This window comes from Mesorhizobium sp. M4B.F.Ca.ET.203.01.1.1 (assembly GCF_004791025.1).
Taxonomy (GTDB): domain Bacteria; phylum Pseudomonadota; class Alphaproteobacteria; order Rhizobiales; family Rhizobiaceae; genus Mesorhizobium; species Mesorhizobium abyssinicae.
In genome coordinates this window covers 358,719-375,569 of record NZ_SRUO01000002.1, presented here as the reverse complement: position 1 = coordinate 375,569, position 16,851 = coordinate 358,719, and the positions used below count along the sequence as shown (strand labels likewise).

Genomic DNA, 16,851 nt, shown 5'->3' with positions numbered 1-16,851 from the left:
TGAATAAACCAGACGATCGTCCGCATTGTGCAGCCGATCTTAAAGAAGGAGGAGAAAATGACGTTTCGGATAAGACCCGCGGTGCTGAAAATGGCCGCGGCCGCATGGTTGCTTGGCGCAACCGGCGCCATGGCGGACACGACGCTGGAGTTCACCCAATGGTGGGAGCCTGAGCTGCCCGCCGGCTCGCTGCGGAAAATCATGGACGAATTCGAGGCCGCGAATCCCGGGATCAAGGTGACGCTGGTCAGCGGCCCCTATGCGACCACGCGAGACCAGATCTCGGTTGGTGCTGCGACGGGAACGCTTAGCGACGTCGTTGGTCTCGACGGCGCCTGGGTCAACAATCTGAACGCGCAGAACGCGCTGGCCGACATGAACCCGATGATGGATGCGAGCGGCTTCGACAAAGCCCAGGTCGCGGACATCATCAAGGTGGACGGCAAAGCGGTGATGTTTCCCGTGGCTTCGTTCGTCTATCCGGTCTTCGTGAATTTGGACCTCGCCGCCAAGGCGGGCGTCACCAAGCTGCCGTCGACCCGCGCGGAGTTCCTCGAAGCCGCCAAGAAGATGACCCAGGCCGACAAGAACCAGTATGGCTGGGTGTTGCCGCTGTCGCTGCAGACGCCGTCCGGTGTCCAGAACGACATGATGTCGTGGGTCTGGGCGTCGGGTCAATCGATGATGGCGGACGGCAAGCCCGCTCTCGAGGCCAAGCCGGTGGTGGATATGCTGACCTTCGTCAAATCGCTTAATGACGCGGGCACCATCTCGCCCGGCATCGCCACCAAAACCGAACAGGAAAAGGTCGAGGAATTCGTCAACGACCGGGTCGGGATGATGATCGACTCGCTCGCGCATGTGAACCTCATCCGCAAACGCAATCCCAATCTGAACTTCGACCTGATCCCGGTCCCGGTCGTGGAAAACTACGACGGCAAGCGCGGCCTGCCATACGCCTCCTGGGGCATCGGCATCTCCGCGGGCTCGAAACATCAGGAAGAGGCCTGGAAACTCGTCCAGTATCTGATGAGCGAAAAGGTGAACGCCAAGCTCGTGTCGCTTGCCAACGCCTTCCCCGGCAACGTCAACGCCAAGCCAGATTTCGTGACCTCCGACAAGGCATTCGGCAAGGCTTTCGAAATCTTCAAGACCGGCTATCTTGCCAATGAGTTCACGGGCCTGCCGGTGGCGGAAGACCTGATGACCCAGTTCGACGTGCAAGCCCAGAAGATGCTCGCCGGCGAACAATCTCCGGAAGAAGCCGCGGCCAACGCTCAAAAGGGCTGGATGGCGAAATTCTGATCGGCCTGTTTTGCGATCTCTACCGGGCGGCCTGACTTCGGGCAGGCCTCCCGGCAACAACGCATCGGCAATGCGGACGGACCCGTTTCCGAAGCTCCCCTTCTCTTGAAGGCGTATCCCAAGGTTGGCATATGACCCCGCAGAAGCGCTCCCACCATCGGCTGAAACGAGCGGTCGCACCCTATCTCTATCTGTCGCCCTCGCTCATCATCATCAGCCTGCTGATGCTGCTGCCGATGGTGACGGTGATTGGCTATTCGTTCCAGAACAGCGCGGTGCTGCGGCGCGACCCTTCCTTTGCCGGACTGAAACACTACCAGGCGATCTTTGCCGATCCCGTGTTCTGGGCTTCGCTGTGGCACACGCTCTACTTCACCTGCATGAGCGTCGTCTTCCACATGACCATCGGCATGATCTTCGCGCTCATGCTGAACAGCGACCGCATCAATCCGACGCTGCGCAATATCCTGCGCGTGCTCTACATCCTGCCCTGGCTGTTCACCGCCGTGATCATCGCGGTGATCTGGCGCCTGCTGCTCGAGCCCAACGGCGTCGTGAACAGCATCCTCATGCAATTGGGCATCATCGGTTCCAAGGTCGAGTGGTTTTCCTCGCCCGAGACGGCGCTGCACGCCGTCACCTTCGCCAATATCTGGGCGGGGTACCCGCTTTTCATGGTCAGCCTGCTCGCGGGCCTGCAGGGCATTCCCAAGGATTTCTACGAGGCCGCCGACATCGACGGCGCGAAGGCCTACCAGAAGCTGATCTTCATCACCATTCCGCAGCTGATGCCGATCATCATCAGCATCTCGCTGCTCGATTTCATCTGGACCATGCAGGTCTTCCCGTTGATCTGGATAACGACGGGCGGCGGTCCGATCTACTCGACCGAGGTGCTGAGCACCTACACCTACAAGCTGGCGTTCTCGAGCTACAACCTGTCCCAGGCGGCGGCGAGCGCCGTGATCATCCTGCTGATCTCTCTTGGCCTGACGCTGTTCTACATCCGTTATCAGAAGGCTCGGTAGTCACCATGAGGAAAAGGCACACACCGAAAGATCGACTGATCACCGTCGCGCTGCATGTCGCGCTTGCCGCCGGGCTGTTTTTCGCGGCTTTCCCGATCTACTGGATGCTGACCAGTTCGTTCAAATCGAATACCGAAATCTTTGCCCTGCCGCCAACCATCCTGCCGAAGGCCTTCACGCTGGAAGCGTATGCGGCCATCCTTGGCGACCCAGTAAAACTGCGCTTCTTCTTCAACAGCTATTTCGTTGCCGGAGCAGTGACCGTGCTGACGGTGCTGATCGCGTTGCTGGCAGCCTATGGGTTCAGCCGCTTCAACTTCCGCGGCAAGGGCAGCCTGAACACGCTCATCATCAGCACGCAGACGATTCCGCCGATCACGCTTCTGATCCCCTTCTTCGGGCTAGTCGTCTCGTATGGCATCTTCGACACCTATGTCGCGCTGATCGTGACCTATCTGGTGTTCACGCTGCCCTACGCGATCCTGCTGATGACCGGGTATCTCAACACCTTGCCGCGCGATCTCGACGAGGCCGTCGCCGTCGACGGCGGCAGCAGCTGGACCGCACTCTGGCGGGTGATCGTCCCGATCTCGCTTCCCGGCATCGTGGCGACCTCGGTCTATACCTTCCTGTTGTGCTGGAACGAGTTCCTCTTCGCGCTGACGCTGACGAAGTCGACATCCATGCGCACGGTCCCGATCGGCATCCAGCTGCTGATGGGGCAGCACGCTTTCGAATGGAACCAGATGATGGCGATGAGCGTGCTCGGCTCGCTGCCGCTCCTGCTCATCTACCTTCTTGCCCAGAGGTACTTCCTCGCCGGGATGACCGCGGGCTCGGTCAAGTAGACGTCCATCCCATGAAGACGCAAAGCGACATCACGGAATGGGCGGTATCAAGGATTGAAAGGATGAACGTGAAAGACCTCAAAGTCGGCTGCCAGACCTTCACCTGGGAAATGCTCGGAGACCGTTTTGCCGGCGGCCCGGACGATCTCCTGAAGGCCATTTCCAATGGCGGCTATGCCGGCATCGAGATCACCGACACGATGATCGGCCGCTACGCCGGCAAGCCGGCGGAATTTGCCGCCGCGCTGAAGGCCACCGGCCTGACGCTGGTCTCCTTCGCCTTCGGTTCAAAGAGCGGCTTCACGCTGAAGGACCAGATTGGCGCCGACCTCGAAACCGCAAGGCGCTGGATCGACTTTGCCGCGGCCTTTCCGGGCGCGCTTGTCTCGATGGGCTCGGCGACCGTCGTCTCCGACGGGCCGCGCGACGACAAGTTCGCCATTGCGGCGGAATTCTATAGCAAGGCCGGCGAGATCGGCCGCGAGGTCGGCGTCCAGGTCGCGGTGCATCCAAGCTCGCACCACAACACGCTGCTCTTCGACCGCGCCGACTACGACCGCATCTTTTCCCTGCTGGACGCCTCGCTGGTCGGCTGGGTGCCGGACACCGGGCACATATTGCGCGGCCACAAGGACATGGCCGACACGCTCACCACCTACCGTGACCGCATCCGCTACGTGCACCTGAAGGACGTCGACGCCGGCGGCACCTGGGCGATGCTCGGCAAGGGTGTCTGCGACACGGCGAAGGTGATCGAGATCGCGAGCGCGGCGCCCAACTTCAACGGTTGGCTGGTGCTGGAGGAGGAATCCGAGACCGCCGCCGCCGATCCAGCCGGCGCGGTCAAGACCAACCGCCAGACCATGCGCGGATACGGAGCCTGAGACGATGATCCGCAAGCAAGACCGTCGCCTTCGTGTCGGTGTGCTCGGCTGCGGGCCGATCGCGCAGTTCGCGCATCTGGAATCCTGCGCGAAGGCGAGCAACGCCGACCTCTACGCGATCTGCGACGCCGCGCCCGACCTGCTTGGGCGCATGGGCGCGACCTATGAGCCGCAGAAGATGTATGGCGACTTTGACGAGATGCTCGCCGACCCCGCGCTGGAAGCGGTGATCGTCGCCACGTCGGATGCCTATCACGTGCCGATGTCGATCAAGGCGCTGGAGGCCGGCAAGCATGTGCTGTGCGAAAAGCCGATCGGCGTCTCGGTCGAGGAAGGCGAGAAGCTGGCCGAAGCGGTCAAGCGCTCGGGCAAGGTGCTGCAGGTCGGGCACATGAAGCGCTTCGATCCGGCGCTGGAAGCGGCGCGCGATTTCGTCCGCGACGAGATGGGCGAGATCCTGGCGCTGAAGGCCTGGTATTGCGATTCCACGCATCGCTACACCAACACCGACGCGGTGCAGCCGCTGCCGGTGACCAGCAAGCTGGCGCGGAAGCCGGCCGGCAACCCGAAAGCCGATCTCAGGCAATATTTCATGCTGGCGCACGGCTCGCATCTGGTCGACACGGCGCGCTTCCTCGCCGGCGAGATCACCGCCGTGCGGGCGCGCCTCAACGAGCGCTTCGGCGCCTATTGCTGGTTCGTCGAAACCGAGTTCGCCAATGGCGCCCTCGGCCATCTCGATCTCACCGTTGCCGTGCGTCTGGACTGGCACGAAGGTTTCCAGCTCTATGGCGAGAACGGCTCCGTGATCGCGAAGACCTTCAATCCCTGGTATTTCCGGGCGAGCGAGGTCGACATCTTCCACGAGAAGGACGCGACCTCGCGCAAGCCGCTCGGCGCCGACGGCCACTTCTTCCGGCGCCAGATCGAAGGCCTCGCCGAAACCGTGCTCGACGGCAAGCCGATGCGCGGCGCCAATGTCGAGGACGGGCTCGCCTCGATCCGCGCCATGGTGGCGATCGCCCGCTCGGTCGAGAGCGGCGAGCGCGTCGAGATCGCCAGCGTGACGGGAGCGGTCTGATGCAGGTCGGGGTGTTCGCCAAGACCTTTCCGGGCACCGAGCCGGCCGGCGTGCTTGCGTCCGTGCGCGATGCGGGCTTCGCGGTCACCCAGTTCAATCTCGCCTGCGCCGGCCTGCCATCGATGCCGGATGCCGTCCCCGACGAGGCAATCCGGACTATCAAGGCCGCCGCCGAAGCTTCGGGCGTGGCCCTTGTCGCGTTGTCGGGCACCTACAACATGGCGCATCCGGACAAGGCGGTGCGCCACGACGGCTTGCGCCGGCTGGCGCTGGTGATCGAGGCGGCCGCCAGGCTTTCCACGCCGCTGGTGACGCTCTGCACCGGAACACGCAACCCCGACGACCAGTGGGCGCATCACCCCGACAATGCCGACCCCTCGGCCTGGGCCGATATGGCGCGCCAGATGGAGAAGGCGCTCGAGATTGCCGAGCGCCACGGCGTCGACCTCGGAATCGAGCCCGAGCAGGCCAACATCGTCACCTCCGCCGCCGACGCGACGCGCCTGATCGCCGAGATGGGCTCGAAGCGGCTGCGCGTCGTGCTCGATCCGGCGAACCTCTTCGAGCAGGCGGATGCCGCACAGGCGCGCGCCATCGTCGCCGATGCGGTCGAACGCACGGCCGGTCATGTCGCCATGGCGCATGCCAAGGACCGTTTCGCCGACGCCCGCTTCGCCACGGCCGGCCACGGCGTGGTCGACTTTGCCGACTTCATCACCCGGCTGAAGCGCACCGGCTTCGATGGGCCGCTGGTGACGCATGGGCTTTCCGCCGAGGAAGCGCCCGGTGTCGCCCGTTTCCTGAAGGGGCTGGTGTGATGGCGACGCTCTCTCGCGACGGCGCCACGCTGCGGTTCACCGACGCCGGCGAAGGTCTGGCGGTCGTCTTCCAGCATGGGCTGGGTGGCGGCGAGGCGCAGGTCGCCCAGACCTTCCCCGCCGGCTTCCGCCGCATCACGCTGGAATGCCGCGGGCATGGCGGCTCCGGCCTTGGCGAGCGGCGCCCGTTTTCCTTCGACATGTTCGCCGACGACGTTCTCGCGGCCGCCGATCGGGCCGGCCTCGACCGCTTCATTGCCGGCGGCGTCTCGATGGGCGCCGGGATCGCGCTGCGGCTGGCCTGCCGCCATCCGAAACGCGTCGCCGCCCTGGTCATGGTGCGGCCTGCCTGGACCTTCGCGGCGGCACCGCCGAACATGCAGCCCATAGCCGAGGTCGCCGAACTGATCCTCGAGCATGGGCCCGACAAGGCGAGGACGATCTTCGCGCAAACGGCGACGGCCACGCGCCTCTATCACGAGGCGCCCGACAATCTTTCCTCGCTGCTCGGCTATTTCGACCGGCCCGACGCCAAGGCCTTCGCGCAGGTGCTGGCCAATATTGCCGCCGACGGACCGGGTGTTTCGCAACACGAAGTGGCCGCGCTCGCCATTCCGGCGCTGTTCGTCGGCAATGCCATGGACGCTGTCCATCCGCTGTCGAGCGCCTACACGCTTGCCGCCACGATGCCAAACGCGGTTTTCGCCGAGGTCACACCCAAGGCCCGCGACAGCAAGCAGCATTTCAGTGAGTTGCACACTGAGATCACCACGTTCCTCCAGTCCCACTCGAAAGTCCGGAGCCTCATTCCGTCATGACCAGCAAATCCCTCTCCGGCCCCGCCGCAATCGCCGCCCTGCCGCGCAACAGGCTGCTCGGCGAATTCTCGCTGTGGTCGGCCGACCTCGCCAATATGGAGCGCGACCTGAAGCGCATCGAGGCCTATGCCGACCTGCATCACGTCGACGTCGCGGATGCCCGCTTCACCCCCGGCTTCCTGTTCTTCCCCGACCTCGTGGCGCGCATCGCCAGGCTGACGGCGAAGCCGATCCATGTGCATCTGATGGTCGAGGCCGAGATCGTCGAGGCGCAGACGCGCCAGTTCATCGAGGCCGGCGCCGACCTCGTCACCATCCACGCCGAGAATGGCGAAGCGGGCCTACGCGCCGTGCGGCTGGCGCGTGAACTCGGCGCCGAGGCCGGCGTCGTGCTGCGGCTGGAAACGCCTGTCGCGGCAATCGTCCCGTTCCTGGCAGAGGTGGCGTTCGTGACGCTTCTCGGCACGTCGATCGGCGTCAAGGGCCAGAGCCTGTCGGAGCAGGCCTGTCCGCGCCTGATCGAGGCGCGCGCGCTGATCAGGAAGGCCGGGCGCGAGGCCGATATCATCCTTGCCGCCGACGGCGGCATCCGCCACGAGACGGTGCCCAGCTTGCGCGCCGCCGGCGCCGACACGGTGGTGCTTGGCTCGCTTGCCTTCGGCGACCCCGACCTCGCGCAGCGCATGGCCTGGCTGCACGGGCTGAAGGCCGCCGCGTGATGAACACGGTCGCGCTCGCTTTCGATCTCGGCGGCACGGAGCTGCGCGGCGCGCTGGTCGAGCGCAGCGGCGACGTCATCGTCCGCGTCTCGGCGCCGACGCTTGCAGGTGCCGGATCGGAGGCGGTGATCGGCCAGATCATCACGCTGGCGGACAAATTGCTCAAGCAGCACCCGCAGGCCAAGGTCGTCGGCATCGGCATGTGCGCGCCCGGCCCGCTCGACCCCAAGGCGGGCATCGTCATCGGACCGCCGACTCTGGCCGGCTGGCACAATGTGCCGCTGATCGACATCCTCAGCCGGCAGTTCGGCTTGCCGGTGCGGCTGGAGAACGACGCCAATGCGGCAGCGCTCGGCGAATGGCGCTTCGGCGCCGGCCGCGGCACCGGATCGCTGGTGTTCGTCACCGTCTCGACCGGCATCGGCGGCGGCGTGGTCGCCGACGGCCACATCTATCACGGCAGGCGCGGGCTGGCGGCCGAGATCGGCCACATGACAATCACCGGCGAAGGCGACCGCTGCTTCTGCGGCGCGGTCGGCTGCTTCGAAGCGGTCGCCTCCGGCACGGCGCTCGGGCGCCAGGCGACGCGGCTGACAGCGCCCGGCGACGGATCGCTGCTCCGGCGCCTTGCGAAGGACGGCGACATCTCCGCCCGCCATGTCGTCGAGGCCGCGCGGACGGGCGACGCGACCGCCCGCCAACTGGTCGAGGCGGAAGCCAGATGGCTCGGCATCGGCTTCACCAATCTTCTGCATCTCTATTCGCCGGACCTGATCGTGATGGGTGGCGGCCTCGCCAATGGCTTCGACCTTTTGGCTCCGGGGATCAGGGCGACGGTCGAGGAGCGCGCCATGCCGGCCTACCGCGACGTGCCGATCGTGCCGGCCGAGCTCGGCGACCGGGCGGGCCTGGTCGGCGCGGCCAGCCTGATCCTGTGGGAGGGCGAGCCCGGCACGGCGCTGGCGATGGTGCAGAACGACGAGACCAGGAGCGGCGCCGGCGGGCAGGATGAGCCAGCGTTGGCGCCGCGGGCCTGAGCAGACCCTTCTTCGTCATTCCAGGGCGAGAGCAGAAGCGAAGCGACGTCGCGGAGACCCTGGATCCACACCCGTGACTTTCGAACGACAGGGCGCTGCAGAATCATACGTTCTGCACCGCTGCGACGCATGCAAGGAGCGGCATGGATCCTCGGGTCTGCGCGTCCGCTTCGTTCCCGCTCCGCCCGTGGATGACGAAACAAGAAGGCGCAGCCGTCTCCTACCGCACCGCAGCACATTAAAACACGCTGCACACCACTTTAATTCTTGACGCGTGTCAAATTTTTCTAAAACATGCGGAAATGCTGGCAGGGCACATCGGCCAGCGCTCTGGGAGGAGCATGCCTGACATGGAAGACACCCTGCACCTCTCCAGCACGAGCGCCTGGGTCGCTTGCGCGCCGTCAGGCATTCCGTTCGCAGAACAACCAACCGTAAACCAAAATTCGGAGGAGGAAGACATATGCGCATGTTGAACTGCCTGACGCTCGGCGCGGGCCTGCTTGCAACGACGCTTGCCGTACCGGCGCATGCCGGAGAAGCGCCGAAAGTCGGGGCGATCGTGAAGGGTCTCGACAATCCGTTCTTCCAGACCATGCAGAAGGGCATCGAGGACCAGGCCAAGGCCGACGGCGTCGGCGTCACCGTGCAGGCGGCCGCCAACATGGGCGACGCGACCGGGCAGGCCGATCGCCTGACCGCCATGGCGATGCAGGATTTCGACTGCTACCTGGTCAACCCGATCAGCGTTTCCAACCTGGTGCAGGCGCTGGTGCCGGTCGCCCAGAAGAAGAAGCCGATCGTCAACATCGACAGCACCATCGACGCCGAACAAGCCAAGGCGGCAGGCTTTGCCATCTCGACTTATATCGGCACCGACAACGTCGCCGCCGGCGCGCTGGCGGGCGAGGAGATGCTGAAGCTGGTGCCGAAAGGTTCCAAGGTGGCGCTGGTCGCCGGCATCGTCGGCGACGTCGGCTCCAACGCGCGCATCAAGGGCTTCAAGCAGGCCGTCGAAGGCAAGCTCGACGTGGTGGTGATGGTGAGCGCCGATTGGGATCGCGAGAAGGCGCTGACCGCGGCCACCGACATCCTGGCCGCGCACCCCGATCTCGCCGGCTTCTTCGCCGCCAACGACGTCATGGCGCTCGGCGTCGAACGCGCCGTGCAGACCTCGGGCAAGGACGTCAAGGTGATCGGCCTCGACGGCATCGTCGACGCGCTGAAATCGATCGCCGCCGGCGAGCTCACCGCCACCGTCGCGCAATATCCCTATGTCGTCGGCGCAATGGGCGTCGAGGCCTGCGCCATTGCCGCCAAGGGCAAGGAACTGCCCGCCAATGTTCCGGCGCCGGTGCTCTTGATCAACAAGGACAATGCGGAAGCGTCGCTGAAGAATTTCCCCGCGCCCGGCGGCGAGTATCCCGATCCCTTCCGCGAGATGTTGAAGTGAGCACACCTGAACAAAGCGCGCCCGCTCGAGTGACGGCGGGCGCGGCGGAGGAGAGCCGTTCCTCCCTGTCGGCTCTCCTCCTGGATCCTTCCTTCTGGGCCGACTGGGCCTCGGTCGTCGGCCTGGTCGGCCTCGTCATCGTCTTCGGCATCGCCCAGCCGGTCTTCCTCAGCGTCGCCAATCTGCAGGCGCTGCTCCTGGCCGCGGCGATCCTGGTGGTGCTGTCGATCGGCCAGACCTTCGTCGTCGCGACCTCCGGCATCGATCTTTCGCTGGCCGCCGCCGTCATGCTCGGCGCCATCATCCTCGGCCTGGTCAACGCCGCCGGCTGGGGCATATTCGCGGCCTGCGTGCTCGCCGTCCTTGCCACCAGCGCGGTGGGTTTCCTCAACGGCGTCCTCATCACCGCCGGGAAAATTCCCGATTTCGTGGTGACGCTGGGCGCGCTGTCGGGCATCACCGGCCTCGGCCTCATCCTGTCGGGCGGCGAACCGACGATGGTCGGCTCGACCTTCCTGCTGCGGTTGGCCTCCGGCTCGTTCGGACCGTTCGGCTATCCGGTCTGGGTGGCGATCGCGGCCGTCATCGTCGCCCATGTCGCGCTCTATCACACGCGCTTCGGCGTGCATCTGCTGGCCACCGGCGGCCAGGCCGAAAGCGCCTCGGCGCTGGGCATCCGCACCGGCAGGGTGAAGATCGCCGCCTACACGATTTCCGGCTTCTGCGCCGGCATCGCCTCGCTGCTCCTGGTGGCGCGGATCGGCTCGGCCGAGCCGCTGATCAACACCAGCCTGCTCCTCAATTCGGTGGCCGCCGTGGTGCTGGGCGGCGTGAGCCTGTTCGGCGGCCGCGCCAGCATCCTCGGGCCCGCCATCGGCGCGCTGATGCTCACCGCGCTGGTCAACGGGCTGACGCTGCTCAGCGTCTCGGCCTTCTATCAACCGCTCGCCGTGGGCGCCATCGTGGTGCTGGCGGCGCTGATCATGCGGTACCAGAAATGAGCGCCGTCCATCACACCCCCTCGACCGAAGCGATCCTCGCCTGCGACGGCTTAAGCAAGCATTTCGGCGGCATCCGCGCCTTCACCGATGTCGCCTTCCAGGCCCGCCGCGGCGAGGTCACCGCTGTCATCGGCGACAATGGCGCCGGCAAGTCGACGTTGATCCGCTGCCTGGTCGGCGTGCATGCGCCGGACGGCGGCGAGATCTTCTTCGACGGCCGGCCGCATCCCTTCTCCAATCCCGACGAAGCACGCAAGGCAGGCATCGAGACGGTGCACCAGAACCTGGCGCTGATCGACGAGCTGACCGTGGCGCAGAACCTCTTCCTCAACCGCGAGATCGTGCGCCGCATCGGCCCGTTCGCGCTGCTCGACCGCAAGGCGATGAAGACGCAGGCTCGCGCCATGCTGTCGCGCCTGTCGATCAACGTGCCTTCAGTAACGCAGCGCGTGCGGCGCCTGTCGGGCGGGCAAAGACAGGCGATCTCGATCTGCCGCGCCGCCGGCTCCGGCGCCAAGCTCGTCGTCATGGACGAACCGACGGCCGCACTCGGCGTGCAGGAGACCGGCAATGTCGAGGCGCTGATCCGGCGGCTGCGCGAGCAAGGGGTGAGCGTCATCCTGGTCAGCCACAATTTCGATCAGGTGCGGCGCCTTTCGGACCAGATCTGGGTGATGCGGGCCGGGCGGATGGCGGCGACGGTGCGCGCCTCCGAAACCACCGGCAACGAACTGGTGGCGCTGGTCACCGGCGCGGCGTGATCGCCCGTCATTCGTGACGTCAAACGCGGGCCTCGGTGGCCGGCGACAGAATGGAAATGCAAGGGAGTTTGCCGTGGCTGTGATCCGTGTCGGACTTGTTGGGCTTGGCGAGGTGGCGCAGTCGATCCATTTGCCGGTGCTGGCCGACCAGCGCGACCGCTGGGTGATCGCCGGCGTCCATGACGTCTCGCCAAGCCTGGTGTCGCTCGTCACCTCGGAATATCCGACCGCCAAGGCGTTCGAGAGCGCCGAGGCGCTGATCGCCTCGCCCGATATCGACGCGGTGTTCGTGCTGTCGTCCGACGATACGCACAGCCGCTTCGTGCGCGCCGCGATCGCGGCCAACAAGCACATTTTGCTGGAAAAGCCCGCCTGCCTGACGGTGCGCGAGATCGACGAATTGCTGGCGCTGAGCAAGGATTACGGCAAGACCATGTTCGTCGGCTACATGCGCCGCTATGCGCCGGCCTATCTGGCGGCACGGGAGGAATTGCCGGCCCACGCCGACATCATCCATGTGCGCATCTTCGACCTGATCTCGGAGGGCCGGCACTTCCTCAAGAAGAGCCAGAACGTCCTTTATCCCACAGACATCGATCCGGCGATCCTGGCGCGCGGTGCGAAGGAACGCGACGCGCTGATCCGCGAAGTGGTGGGGCAGGATGCCTCCGCCGACCTGGTGCGCGCCTATCGCGGGCTGACGGCGCTCTCCTCGCATCACATCTCGGCGATGCGCGGGCTGCTCGGCGAGCCGAAGCGCGTGGTGGCGGCGCACCGCACCAATGGCGGCGCCAACACCAGCGTGACCTTCGACTACGGTCACTTCGCCTGCCTCTATGACGCGGTGGTCGACGACCTCGGCCTGTTCGATGCCATGATCGAGGTGCGCTCGAACACCAGGCGGGTTCGCATCATCTACGACACGCCCTATGTCCGCAGCCTCCCGACGCGGCTGGAGGTGACGGAAGCCGGTCCGCTCGGTCCGGTGACGAAGGCCTTCGGCCCGCTCTATGGCGACGCCTTCTCCAACGAGCTCGAGACCTTCCACCGCCATATCATGGAAAGCACGAAGCCGCTGACCGACCTCGCGGATTCACGCGCCGACCTGGCGCTGATGGCGGAGATCATCGGCAAGATGAGGGAGAGCGGCGGGCGCTGAGGCCGGCCGCCTATTTACCGCAGTGGTGATCGTTGATCTTGTTCAACGCATTGGCGTCAGGGCCAACACGCTGGTACGAGCAGGCTCCGGCCGCCGTCGTGAACAATTGCTGGTCATAGTAGTGCGGGCCCGCGAACAGGATGTCGATGATATCGCGATGCGCGGGGACGTAGCGTTCGGATTCGGCCCGATGGTCGCGGCTTCCGGCGAAGGCCGAGGCGGCCATGCCGCAAGCCACAGCGAAAACGAGTGCGCGGATCGCAAGGCGTTTCGTCGTCATTCGCATACCCCTCCTAACCGGTTCGAAGTTCCACCATATCCAAAATCGCCAGCCGGACAAAGGTTCCCCTGACCTGCTCCCCCCGCCCGGGCTGACCAGTCGAGACATCAGTCCGGTTTTGAGCCCCGGGCGCGCTTTCGTTCGGCCGCCGCCAGAAGCTCGACGAAGGCGCGCACCTTGGCCGGCCTGAAGCGCGCCGGCGGAAAGACGGCATGGATACCGCCGGTCGGCAGGCTCCAGTCGGCGAACATCCGCACCAGGCGCCCCTTGGCGATGTCGTCATCGACGCTGTAGTCCGGAAAGATGCCGAGCCCGATGCCGGCCTTCACGCAGGCATGGACGCCGGGGCTCTTGTCGCAGCTGACGATCGGGTTGAGCTCGGCCAGCACTGTTTCGCCGTCTTTCGAGAACAGCCATTGGCCGATACCGCGGAGCTGGACATTGCCGACCCAGGGCAGCGACCTCGCCTGGCCGGGGGCCACATCCGGCGGCAGCCTGGCCGCAAGCTCCGGACTTGCGACGACGACCTGCCGGAAGCTCCCAAGGCGGCGCGCCAGATTGCTGGAATCGGCCAGCCAGCCGGCGCGGATGCCGAGATCGATCTGCTCGTCGACGAGATTGCTGACCGCGTCGTCGAAGATCGTCTCGACCCGCATCCTCGGATATTTCTTGAGATAGGCGGCGATGGTCGGCGCCACGACCTTCTCGCCATAGTCGAGCGGCGCCGTCAGCCGCAGCATCCCGGTCGGCTTGTCGGCGCTGCGCGCGATGTCGCCATAGGCGGCTTCCGCCTCGCGCAGGATGATGGCGGCGCGGTCGTAGAACAGCCGCCCCTCCTCCGTCATCGTGACGCGCCGCGTCGTGCGCCGCAGCAGCGTGGCGCCCAGTTCCCGCTCGAGCCTGCCGACCTGGTGGCTGACCACCGCCTTGGCGACGTCGAGCCGGTCGGCGGCCGCGGTGAAGGACCCGGTTTCGACAACCGTGGTGAAATAGACGAGCCGGTTAAGGTTCAGAAGTTCGGCCATCGGCAAAGCCATTGTCTGATCTGGTCAGACAGTCTGTACGATTGATCGCTGTTTTTCGCAATTGGGCGAACTGCCATCTAGATCCGTGACAGACACCGGACGAGACGGCCATGAACAATGCAACGCTGACCTATCTTTTCGACCCGCTCTGCGGCTGGTGCTATGGCGCGACGCCGATGCTGGACAGGCTGGAGCAGAGCGGCATCGCGCTCGATCTCCTGCCGACCGGCCTCTTCTCCGGCGCCGGCGCGCGGCCGCTGGACGCCGGCTTTGCCGCCCATGCCTGGGCGAACGACCAGCGCATCGAGCGGCTGAGCGGACAGCGCTTCAGCCAGGCTTATCTCGACAACGTGCTGAACGTTCGCGGTACCCTGCTCGATTCCGGCGCTGCCACCCTCGGCATCGTCGCCGGCGGACTCGAAGACCCGCGCCAGCGGCTTGCGGCGCTGAAGGCAATCCAGCATGCCCGCTATGTCGGCGGACGCGACATCGTGACGGTGGACGGTGTCGCCGCGGTGTTGACCGACGTCGGCATGGCGGACGCGGCGCAGATGCTGAAGGCGCCGACGCCGGCGTTGCTGGCCGCGCACCGCGACCTTGTCGGCCATGGCCGCACGCTGTTCCAGCGCCTGCATGCCAATGGCGTCCCCGCGCTCGCCGTGATCCGCAACGCGGCGCCGCGCCTGATCAGCGCCAACGCGCTGTTCGGCAGCTACGACGATCTCGTCGCCCATATCCAGGCGGCGTGATCCTCCCAGCCCTCCCCCAAGCAGAAAGGAAATGCCATGAAGATCGCCCTCATCGGCGCGTCCGGCCAGGCCGGCTCGCGCATCCTGAAAGAACTCTCCGATCGCGGCCACACCATCACCGCAATCGCCCGCAACCCGGACAAGATCGCCAAGCTGCCAGGCGTGACCGCTGTCAAGGGCGACGTCTTCGACAAGGAGGGCCTCGCCGCGCTGATCAAGGGACATGACGCCGTCGTCAGTTCGGTTCATTTCACCGCCAGCGATCCCGACACGCTGATCGCCGCCGCGTGCGCCTCCGGCGTCAAGCGCTACCTTGTCGTCGGCGGCGCCGGCAGCCTCGAGGTCGCGCCTGGCAAGCGCCTGGTCGACACGCCGGAATTTCCGGCCATCTACAAGGCCGAGGCGCAGAAGGGCGGCGACTTCCTCGACACGCTGCGGACGGTCGGCGATCTCGACTGGACCTTCCTGTCGCCGTCGGCGCTGTTCACCGCGGGCGAGCGCACCGGCACGTTCCGGCTCGGCAAGGATACGCTGCTTTCCTCCGACAAGGGCAGCAGCATCTCCTTCGAGGACTACGCCATCGTCATGGCCGACGAGATCGAGACGCCGAGGCACATCCGGCAGCGCTTCACCGTCGGCTACTGAGAGAATTCGCGGCTTCGGCTAGCATTCAGAGCCGAAGCTCAAAACATCGGCGTTGCCGGACCGTCCGGCGCACCGGGGCAAGAACAGCCTTGGACTACGGTTATAGCCGCAACTATATTAGGGACTTCTTGACAATTAGCCTAACCTCTGGTTTCCTTTTTCCTAGGGGTTTAAACAAAGTTCGTTGCGTTTTTTACGGACGGTGTTCGCATGTCGACAGTGGTTGTCGCGGACCCGCGGGGGGTGTATCTCGCCGGTCTGGAGTGGGTGTTGCGGAAGGCCGGTCACGAGATTGTCGCCGAGTGCCACCGCGCTGTTGACGTTCTCCCCCATGTGGAGCGCCATCTGCCCGATATTGTCATCGTCGGCCTGGACACAGCGGACCCGCAGACGGCCAGTCTTTCCTCCCGGCTGAGAGCCACCCACCGTGCGCTCGGCATTGTCTTCATCCTGCAGCAAAACGGCGGCTTCGATATCAAGGAAATACAGGCGCTCGACGCCGATGGCGTGGTGCTTGACGGCATCAGCAACCGCTTTCTCGTCGAATGCGTGAACGCGGTGGCGAGCGGCAAAAAGTGGATCGACAACAAGATCGTCCAGCATCTGTTGATGCCCAGGCCGCAGCCGCAGCCCCTGTCGAAGCTCACGGGGCGCGAGAGCGAAATCGCCGACCTCGTCTCGCGCGGCTTGCGCAACAAGACCATCGCCCAGCGGTTGCATGTGTCCGAAGGCACGGTGAAGATGCATTTGCACCACGTCTACGCCAAGCTCAACCTCGGCAGCAGGGCCGAGCTCGCTTGGGCGACGCACGGCAAGGGCGACCGTCCCAACACAGACCTGATCTGATCCCCTTTTCAGGCTGAAGCGCATCGCGCCGGCGCGCGAGTGTCTGTCGACGTGTTTGACACGAAGACCCAGCGCGTTCAGGCCCGCGTCCGCCCGTATATCGAAGGATATATATCGTTCGATCAGGACGATCATTGACCGAAAAGCTATCGAAACGCGAATGGACGCGCCCTCTGCCTTGGCCGGACAATGACTCCGAGGGCCGCATTTCAGATCGATCCTCAGCAACTGGGGTTTGCCAGCATCCAAGTCATGGCGGACGGGCAATCGTAGTTTTCGACGCTTCCGGAACTTGCTTACGTTAAGGCGTGTTCTGTTCTGGTTCTCGAATCCACCATTTTCGGCGCGCCCTGACCTAATTCCAACTGACCCTGGAATAACTCGATCACAATTG

At 65.1% G+C, this 16,851-nt stretch carries 18 protein-coding genes; 16 read left to right on the top strand and 2 right to left on the bottom strand.

The genetic code is table 11. The features are described from left to right. Positions 1-57: 57 nt before the first annotated feature. The 13 genes from EN846_RS05125 (at position 58) to EN846_RS05065 (ending at position 12,912) form a co-directional block, all read left to right on the top strand. Entirely contained in the window at positions 58-1,305 is a 1,248-nt protein-coding gene (locus EN846_RS05125; RefSeq protein ID WP_127391400.1) for a sugar ABC transporter substrate-binding protein, read from the top strand. A gap of 131 nt (positions 1,306-1,436) precedes the next feature. Continuing rightward, complete coding sequence (locus tag EN846_RS05120; protein WP_127309042.1) at positions 1,437-2,333, top strand: sugar ABC transporter permease; 897 nt, start codon at positions 1,437-1,439, stop codon at positions 2,331-2,333. Positions 2,334-2,338: 5 nt separating this feature from the next. Next, complete coding sequence (locus EN846_RS05115; RefSeq protein ID WP_127309041.1) at positions 2,339-3,181, top strand: carbohydrate ABC transporter permease; 843 nt, start codon at positions 2,339-2,341, stop codon at positions 3,179-3,181. A gap of 62 nt (positions 3,182-3,243) precedes the next feature. After that, positions 3,244-4,065, top strand: a complete 822-nt coding sequence (locus EN846_RS05110) for a sugar phosphate isomerase/epimerase (protein ID WP_127309040.1) — start codon at positions 3,244-3,246, stop codon at positions 4,063-4,065. Positions 4,066-4,069: 4 nt separating this feature from the next. Then, entirely contained in the window at positions 4,070-5,146 is a 1,077-nt protein-coding gene (locus EN846_RS05105; protein ID WP_127391401.1) for a Gfo/Idh/MocA family oxidoreductase, read from the top strand. Then, the gene (locus EN846_RS05100; RefSeq protein ID WP_127309038.1) at positions 5,146-5,964 is read left to right on the top strand and encodes a sugar phosphate isomerase/epimerase; all 819 of its coding nucleotides are present in this window, start codon (positions 5,146-5,148) and stop codon (positions 5,962-5,964) included. Before EN846_RS05105 ends, EN846_RS05100 begins: the two co-directional genes overlap by 1 nt. Continuing rightward, positions 5,964-6,782 carry an alpha/beta fold hydrolase gene (locus EN846_RS05095; RefSeq protein ID WP_127309037.1) on the top strand — a complete coding sequence of 273 codons (819 nt, stop codon included), beginning with the start codon at positions 5,964-5,966 and terminating at the stop codon, positions 6,780-6,782. Before EN846_RS05100 ends, EN846_RS05095 begins: the two co-directional genes overlap by 1 nt. Then, complete coding sequence (locus tag EN846_RS05090) at positions 6,779-7,501, top strand: ribulose-phosphate 3-epimerase (RefSeq protein ID WP_127309036.1); 723 nt, start codon at positions 6,779-6,781, stop codon at positions 7,499-7,501. Before EN846_RS05095 ends, EN846_RS05090 begins: the two co-directional genes overlap by 4 nt. After that, entirely contained in the window at positions 7,501-8,538 is a 1,038-nt protein-coding gene (locus EN846_RS05085; protein WP_127309035.1) for an ROK family protein, read from the top strand. The genes EN846_RS05090 and EN846_RS05085 overlap by 1 nt, the downstream gene beginning before the upstream one ends. Positions 8,539-9,001: 463 nt before the next feature. Further along, positions 9,002-9,991: a substrate-binding domain-containing protein gene (locus EN846_RS05080; RefSeq protein ID WP_127282943.1), complete on the top strand. Its 990-nt coding sequence runs from the start codon at positions 9,002-9,004 to the stop codon at positions 9,989-9,991. Beyond that, positions 9,988-10,992, top strand: coding sequence for an ABC transporter permease (locus EN846_RS05075; RefSeq protein ID WP_127309034.1), 1,005 nt, complete (start codon positions 9,988-9,990; stop codon positions 10,990-10,992). The genes EN846_RS05080 and EN846_RS05075 overlap by 4 nt, the downstream gene beginning before the upstream one ends. Next, positions 10,989-11,753, top strand: coding sequence for an ATP-binding cassette domain-containing protein (locus tag EN846_RS05070; RefSeq protein WP_127393439.1), 765 nt, complete (start codon positions 10,989-10,991; stop codon positions 11,751-11,753). Before EN846_RS05075 ends, EN846_RS05070 begins: the two co-directional genes overlap by 4 nt. 73 nt (positions 11,754-11,826) lie before the next feature. After that, positions 11,827-12,912 (top strand): Gfo/Idh/MocA family oxidoreductase, encoded by a 1,086-nt coding sequence (locus tag EN846_RS05065; RefSeq protein WP_127309032.1) that lies wholly within the window; start codon positions 11,827-11,829, stop codon positions 12,910-12,912. A gap of 10 nt (positions 12,913-12,922) precedes the next feature. On the opposite strand, the gene EN846_RS05060 is transcribed toward EN846_RS05065, so the two are convergent. Both EN846_RS05060 and EN846_RS05055 read right to left on the bottom strand, forming a co-directional pair. Further along, on the bottom strand, positions 12,923-13,192 hold the full coding sequence (locus EN846_RS05060) for a hypothetical protein (RefSeq protein ID WP_127309031.1): 270 nt from the start codon (positions 13,190-13,192) through the stop codon (positions 12,923-12,925). 107 nt (positions 13,193-13,299) lie between these two features. Continuing rightward, a complete protein-coding gene (locus EN846_RS05055; protein WP_127309030.1) occupies positions 13,300-14,217 on the bottom strand; it encodes a LysR family transcriptional regulator in 918 nt (305 codons plus the stop codon). A 110-nt stretch (positions 14,218-14,327) separates the two neighbouring features. Here EN846_RS05055 and EN846_RS05050 point away from each other — a divergent pair, with 110 nt between their 5' ends. From EN846_RS05050 to EN846_RS05040, 3 genes are all read left to right on the top strand, one after another. After that, on the top strand, positions 14,328-14,966 hold the full coding sequence (locus EN846_RS05050; protein ID WP_127309029.1) for a DsbA family protein: 639 nt from the start codon (positions 14,328-14,330) through the stop codon (positions 14,964-14,966). A gap of 36 nt (positions 14,967-15,002) precedes the next feature. Continuing rightward, complete coding sequence (locus tag EN846_RS05045; RefSeq protein WP_127309028.1) at positions 15,003-15,611, top strand: NAD(P)-dependent oxidoreductase; 609 nt, start codon at positions 15,003-15,005, stop codon at positions 15,609-15,611. Positions 15,612-15,821: 210 nt separating this feature from the next. Continuing rightward, positions 15,822-16,457 (top strand): response regulator transcription factor, encoded by a 636-nt coding sequence (locus EN846_RS05040; RefSeq protein ID WP_127309027.1) that lies wholly within the window; start codon positions 15,822-15,824, stop codon positions 16,455-16,457. Positions 16,458-16,851 lie beyond the last annotated feature (394 nt).

What these genes read in the sequence shown, in the direction of transcription:
- EN846_RS05125 (WP_127391400.1), top strand. Translation starts at nt 58, where the DNA reads ATGACGTTTCGGATAAGACCCGCGGTGCTGAAAATGGCCGCGGCCGCA.
- EN846_RS05120 (WP_127309042.1), top strand. Translation starts at nt 1,437, where the DNA reads ATGACCCCGCAGAAGCGCTCCCACCATCGGCTGAAACGAGCGGTCGCA.
- EN846_RS05115 (WP_127309041.1), top strand. Translation starts at nt 2,339, where the DNA reads ATGAGGAAAAGGCACACACCGAAAGATCGACTGATCACCGTCGCGCTG.
- EN846_RS05110 (WP_127309040.1), top strand. Translation starts at nt 3,244, where the DNA reads ATGAACGTGAAAGACCTCAAAGTCGGCTGCCAGACCTTCACCTGGGAA.
- EN846_RS05105 (WP_127391401.1), top strand. Translation starts at nt 4,070, where the DNA reads ATGATCCGCAAGCAAGACCGTCGCCTTCGTGTCGGTGTGCTCGGCTGC.
- EN846_RS05100 (WP_127309038.1), top strand. Translation starts at nt 5,146, where the DNA reads ATGCAGGTCGGGGTGTTCGCCAAGACCTTTCCGGGCACCGAGCCGGCC.
- EN846_RS05095 (WP_127309037.1), top strand. Translation starts at nt 5,964, where the DNA reads ATGGCGACGCTCTCTCGCGACGGCGCCACGCTGCGGTTCACCGACGCC.
- EN846_RS05090 (WP_127309036.1), top strand. Translation starts at nt 6,779, where the DNA reads ATGACCAGCAAATCCCTCTCCGGCCCCGCCGCAATCGCCGCCCTGCCG.
- EN846_RS05085 (WP_127309035.1), top strand. Translation starts at nt 7,501, where the DNA reads ATGAACACGGTCGCGCTCGCTTTCGATCTCGGCGGCACGGAGCTGCGC.
- EN846_RS05080 (WP_127282943.1), top strand. Translation starts at nt 9,002, where the DNA reads ATGCGCATGTTGAACTGCCTGACGCTCGGCGCGGGCCTGCTTGCAACG.
- EN846_RS05070 (WP_127393439.1), top strand. Translation starts at nt 10,989, where the DNA reads ATGAGCGCCGTCCATCACACCCCCTCGACCGAAGCGATCCTCGCCTGC.
- EN846_RS05060 (WP_127309031.1), bottom strand. Translation starts at nt 13,192, where the DNA reads ATGACGACGAAACGCCTTGCGATCCGCGCACTCGTTTTCGCTGTGGCT.
- EN846_RS05055 (WP_127309030.1), bottom strand. Translation starts at nt 14,217, where the DNA reads ATGGCCGAACTTCTGAACCTTAACCGGCTCGTCTATTTCACCACGGTT.
- EN846_RS05050 (WP_127309029.1), top strand. Translation starts at nt 14,328, where the DNA reads ATGAACAATGCAACGCTGACCTATCTTTTCGACCCGCTCTGCGGCTGG.
- EN846_RS05045 (WP_127309028.1), top strand. Translation starts at nt 15,003, where the DNA reads ATGAAGATCGCCCTCATCGGCGCGTCCGGCCAGGCCGGCTCGCGCATC.
- EN846_RS05040 (WP_127309027.1), top strand. Translation starts at nt 15,822, where the DNA reads ATGTCGACAGTGGTTGTCGCGGACCCGCGGGGGGTGTATCTCGCCGGT.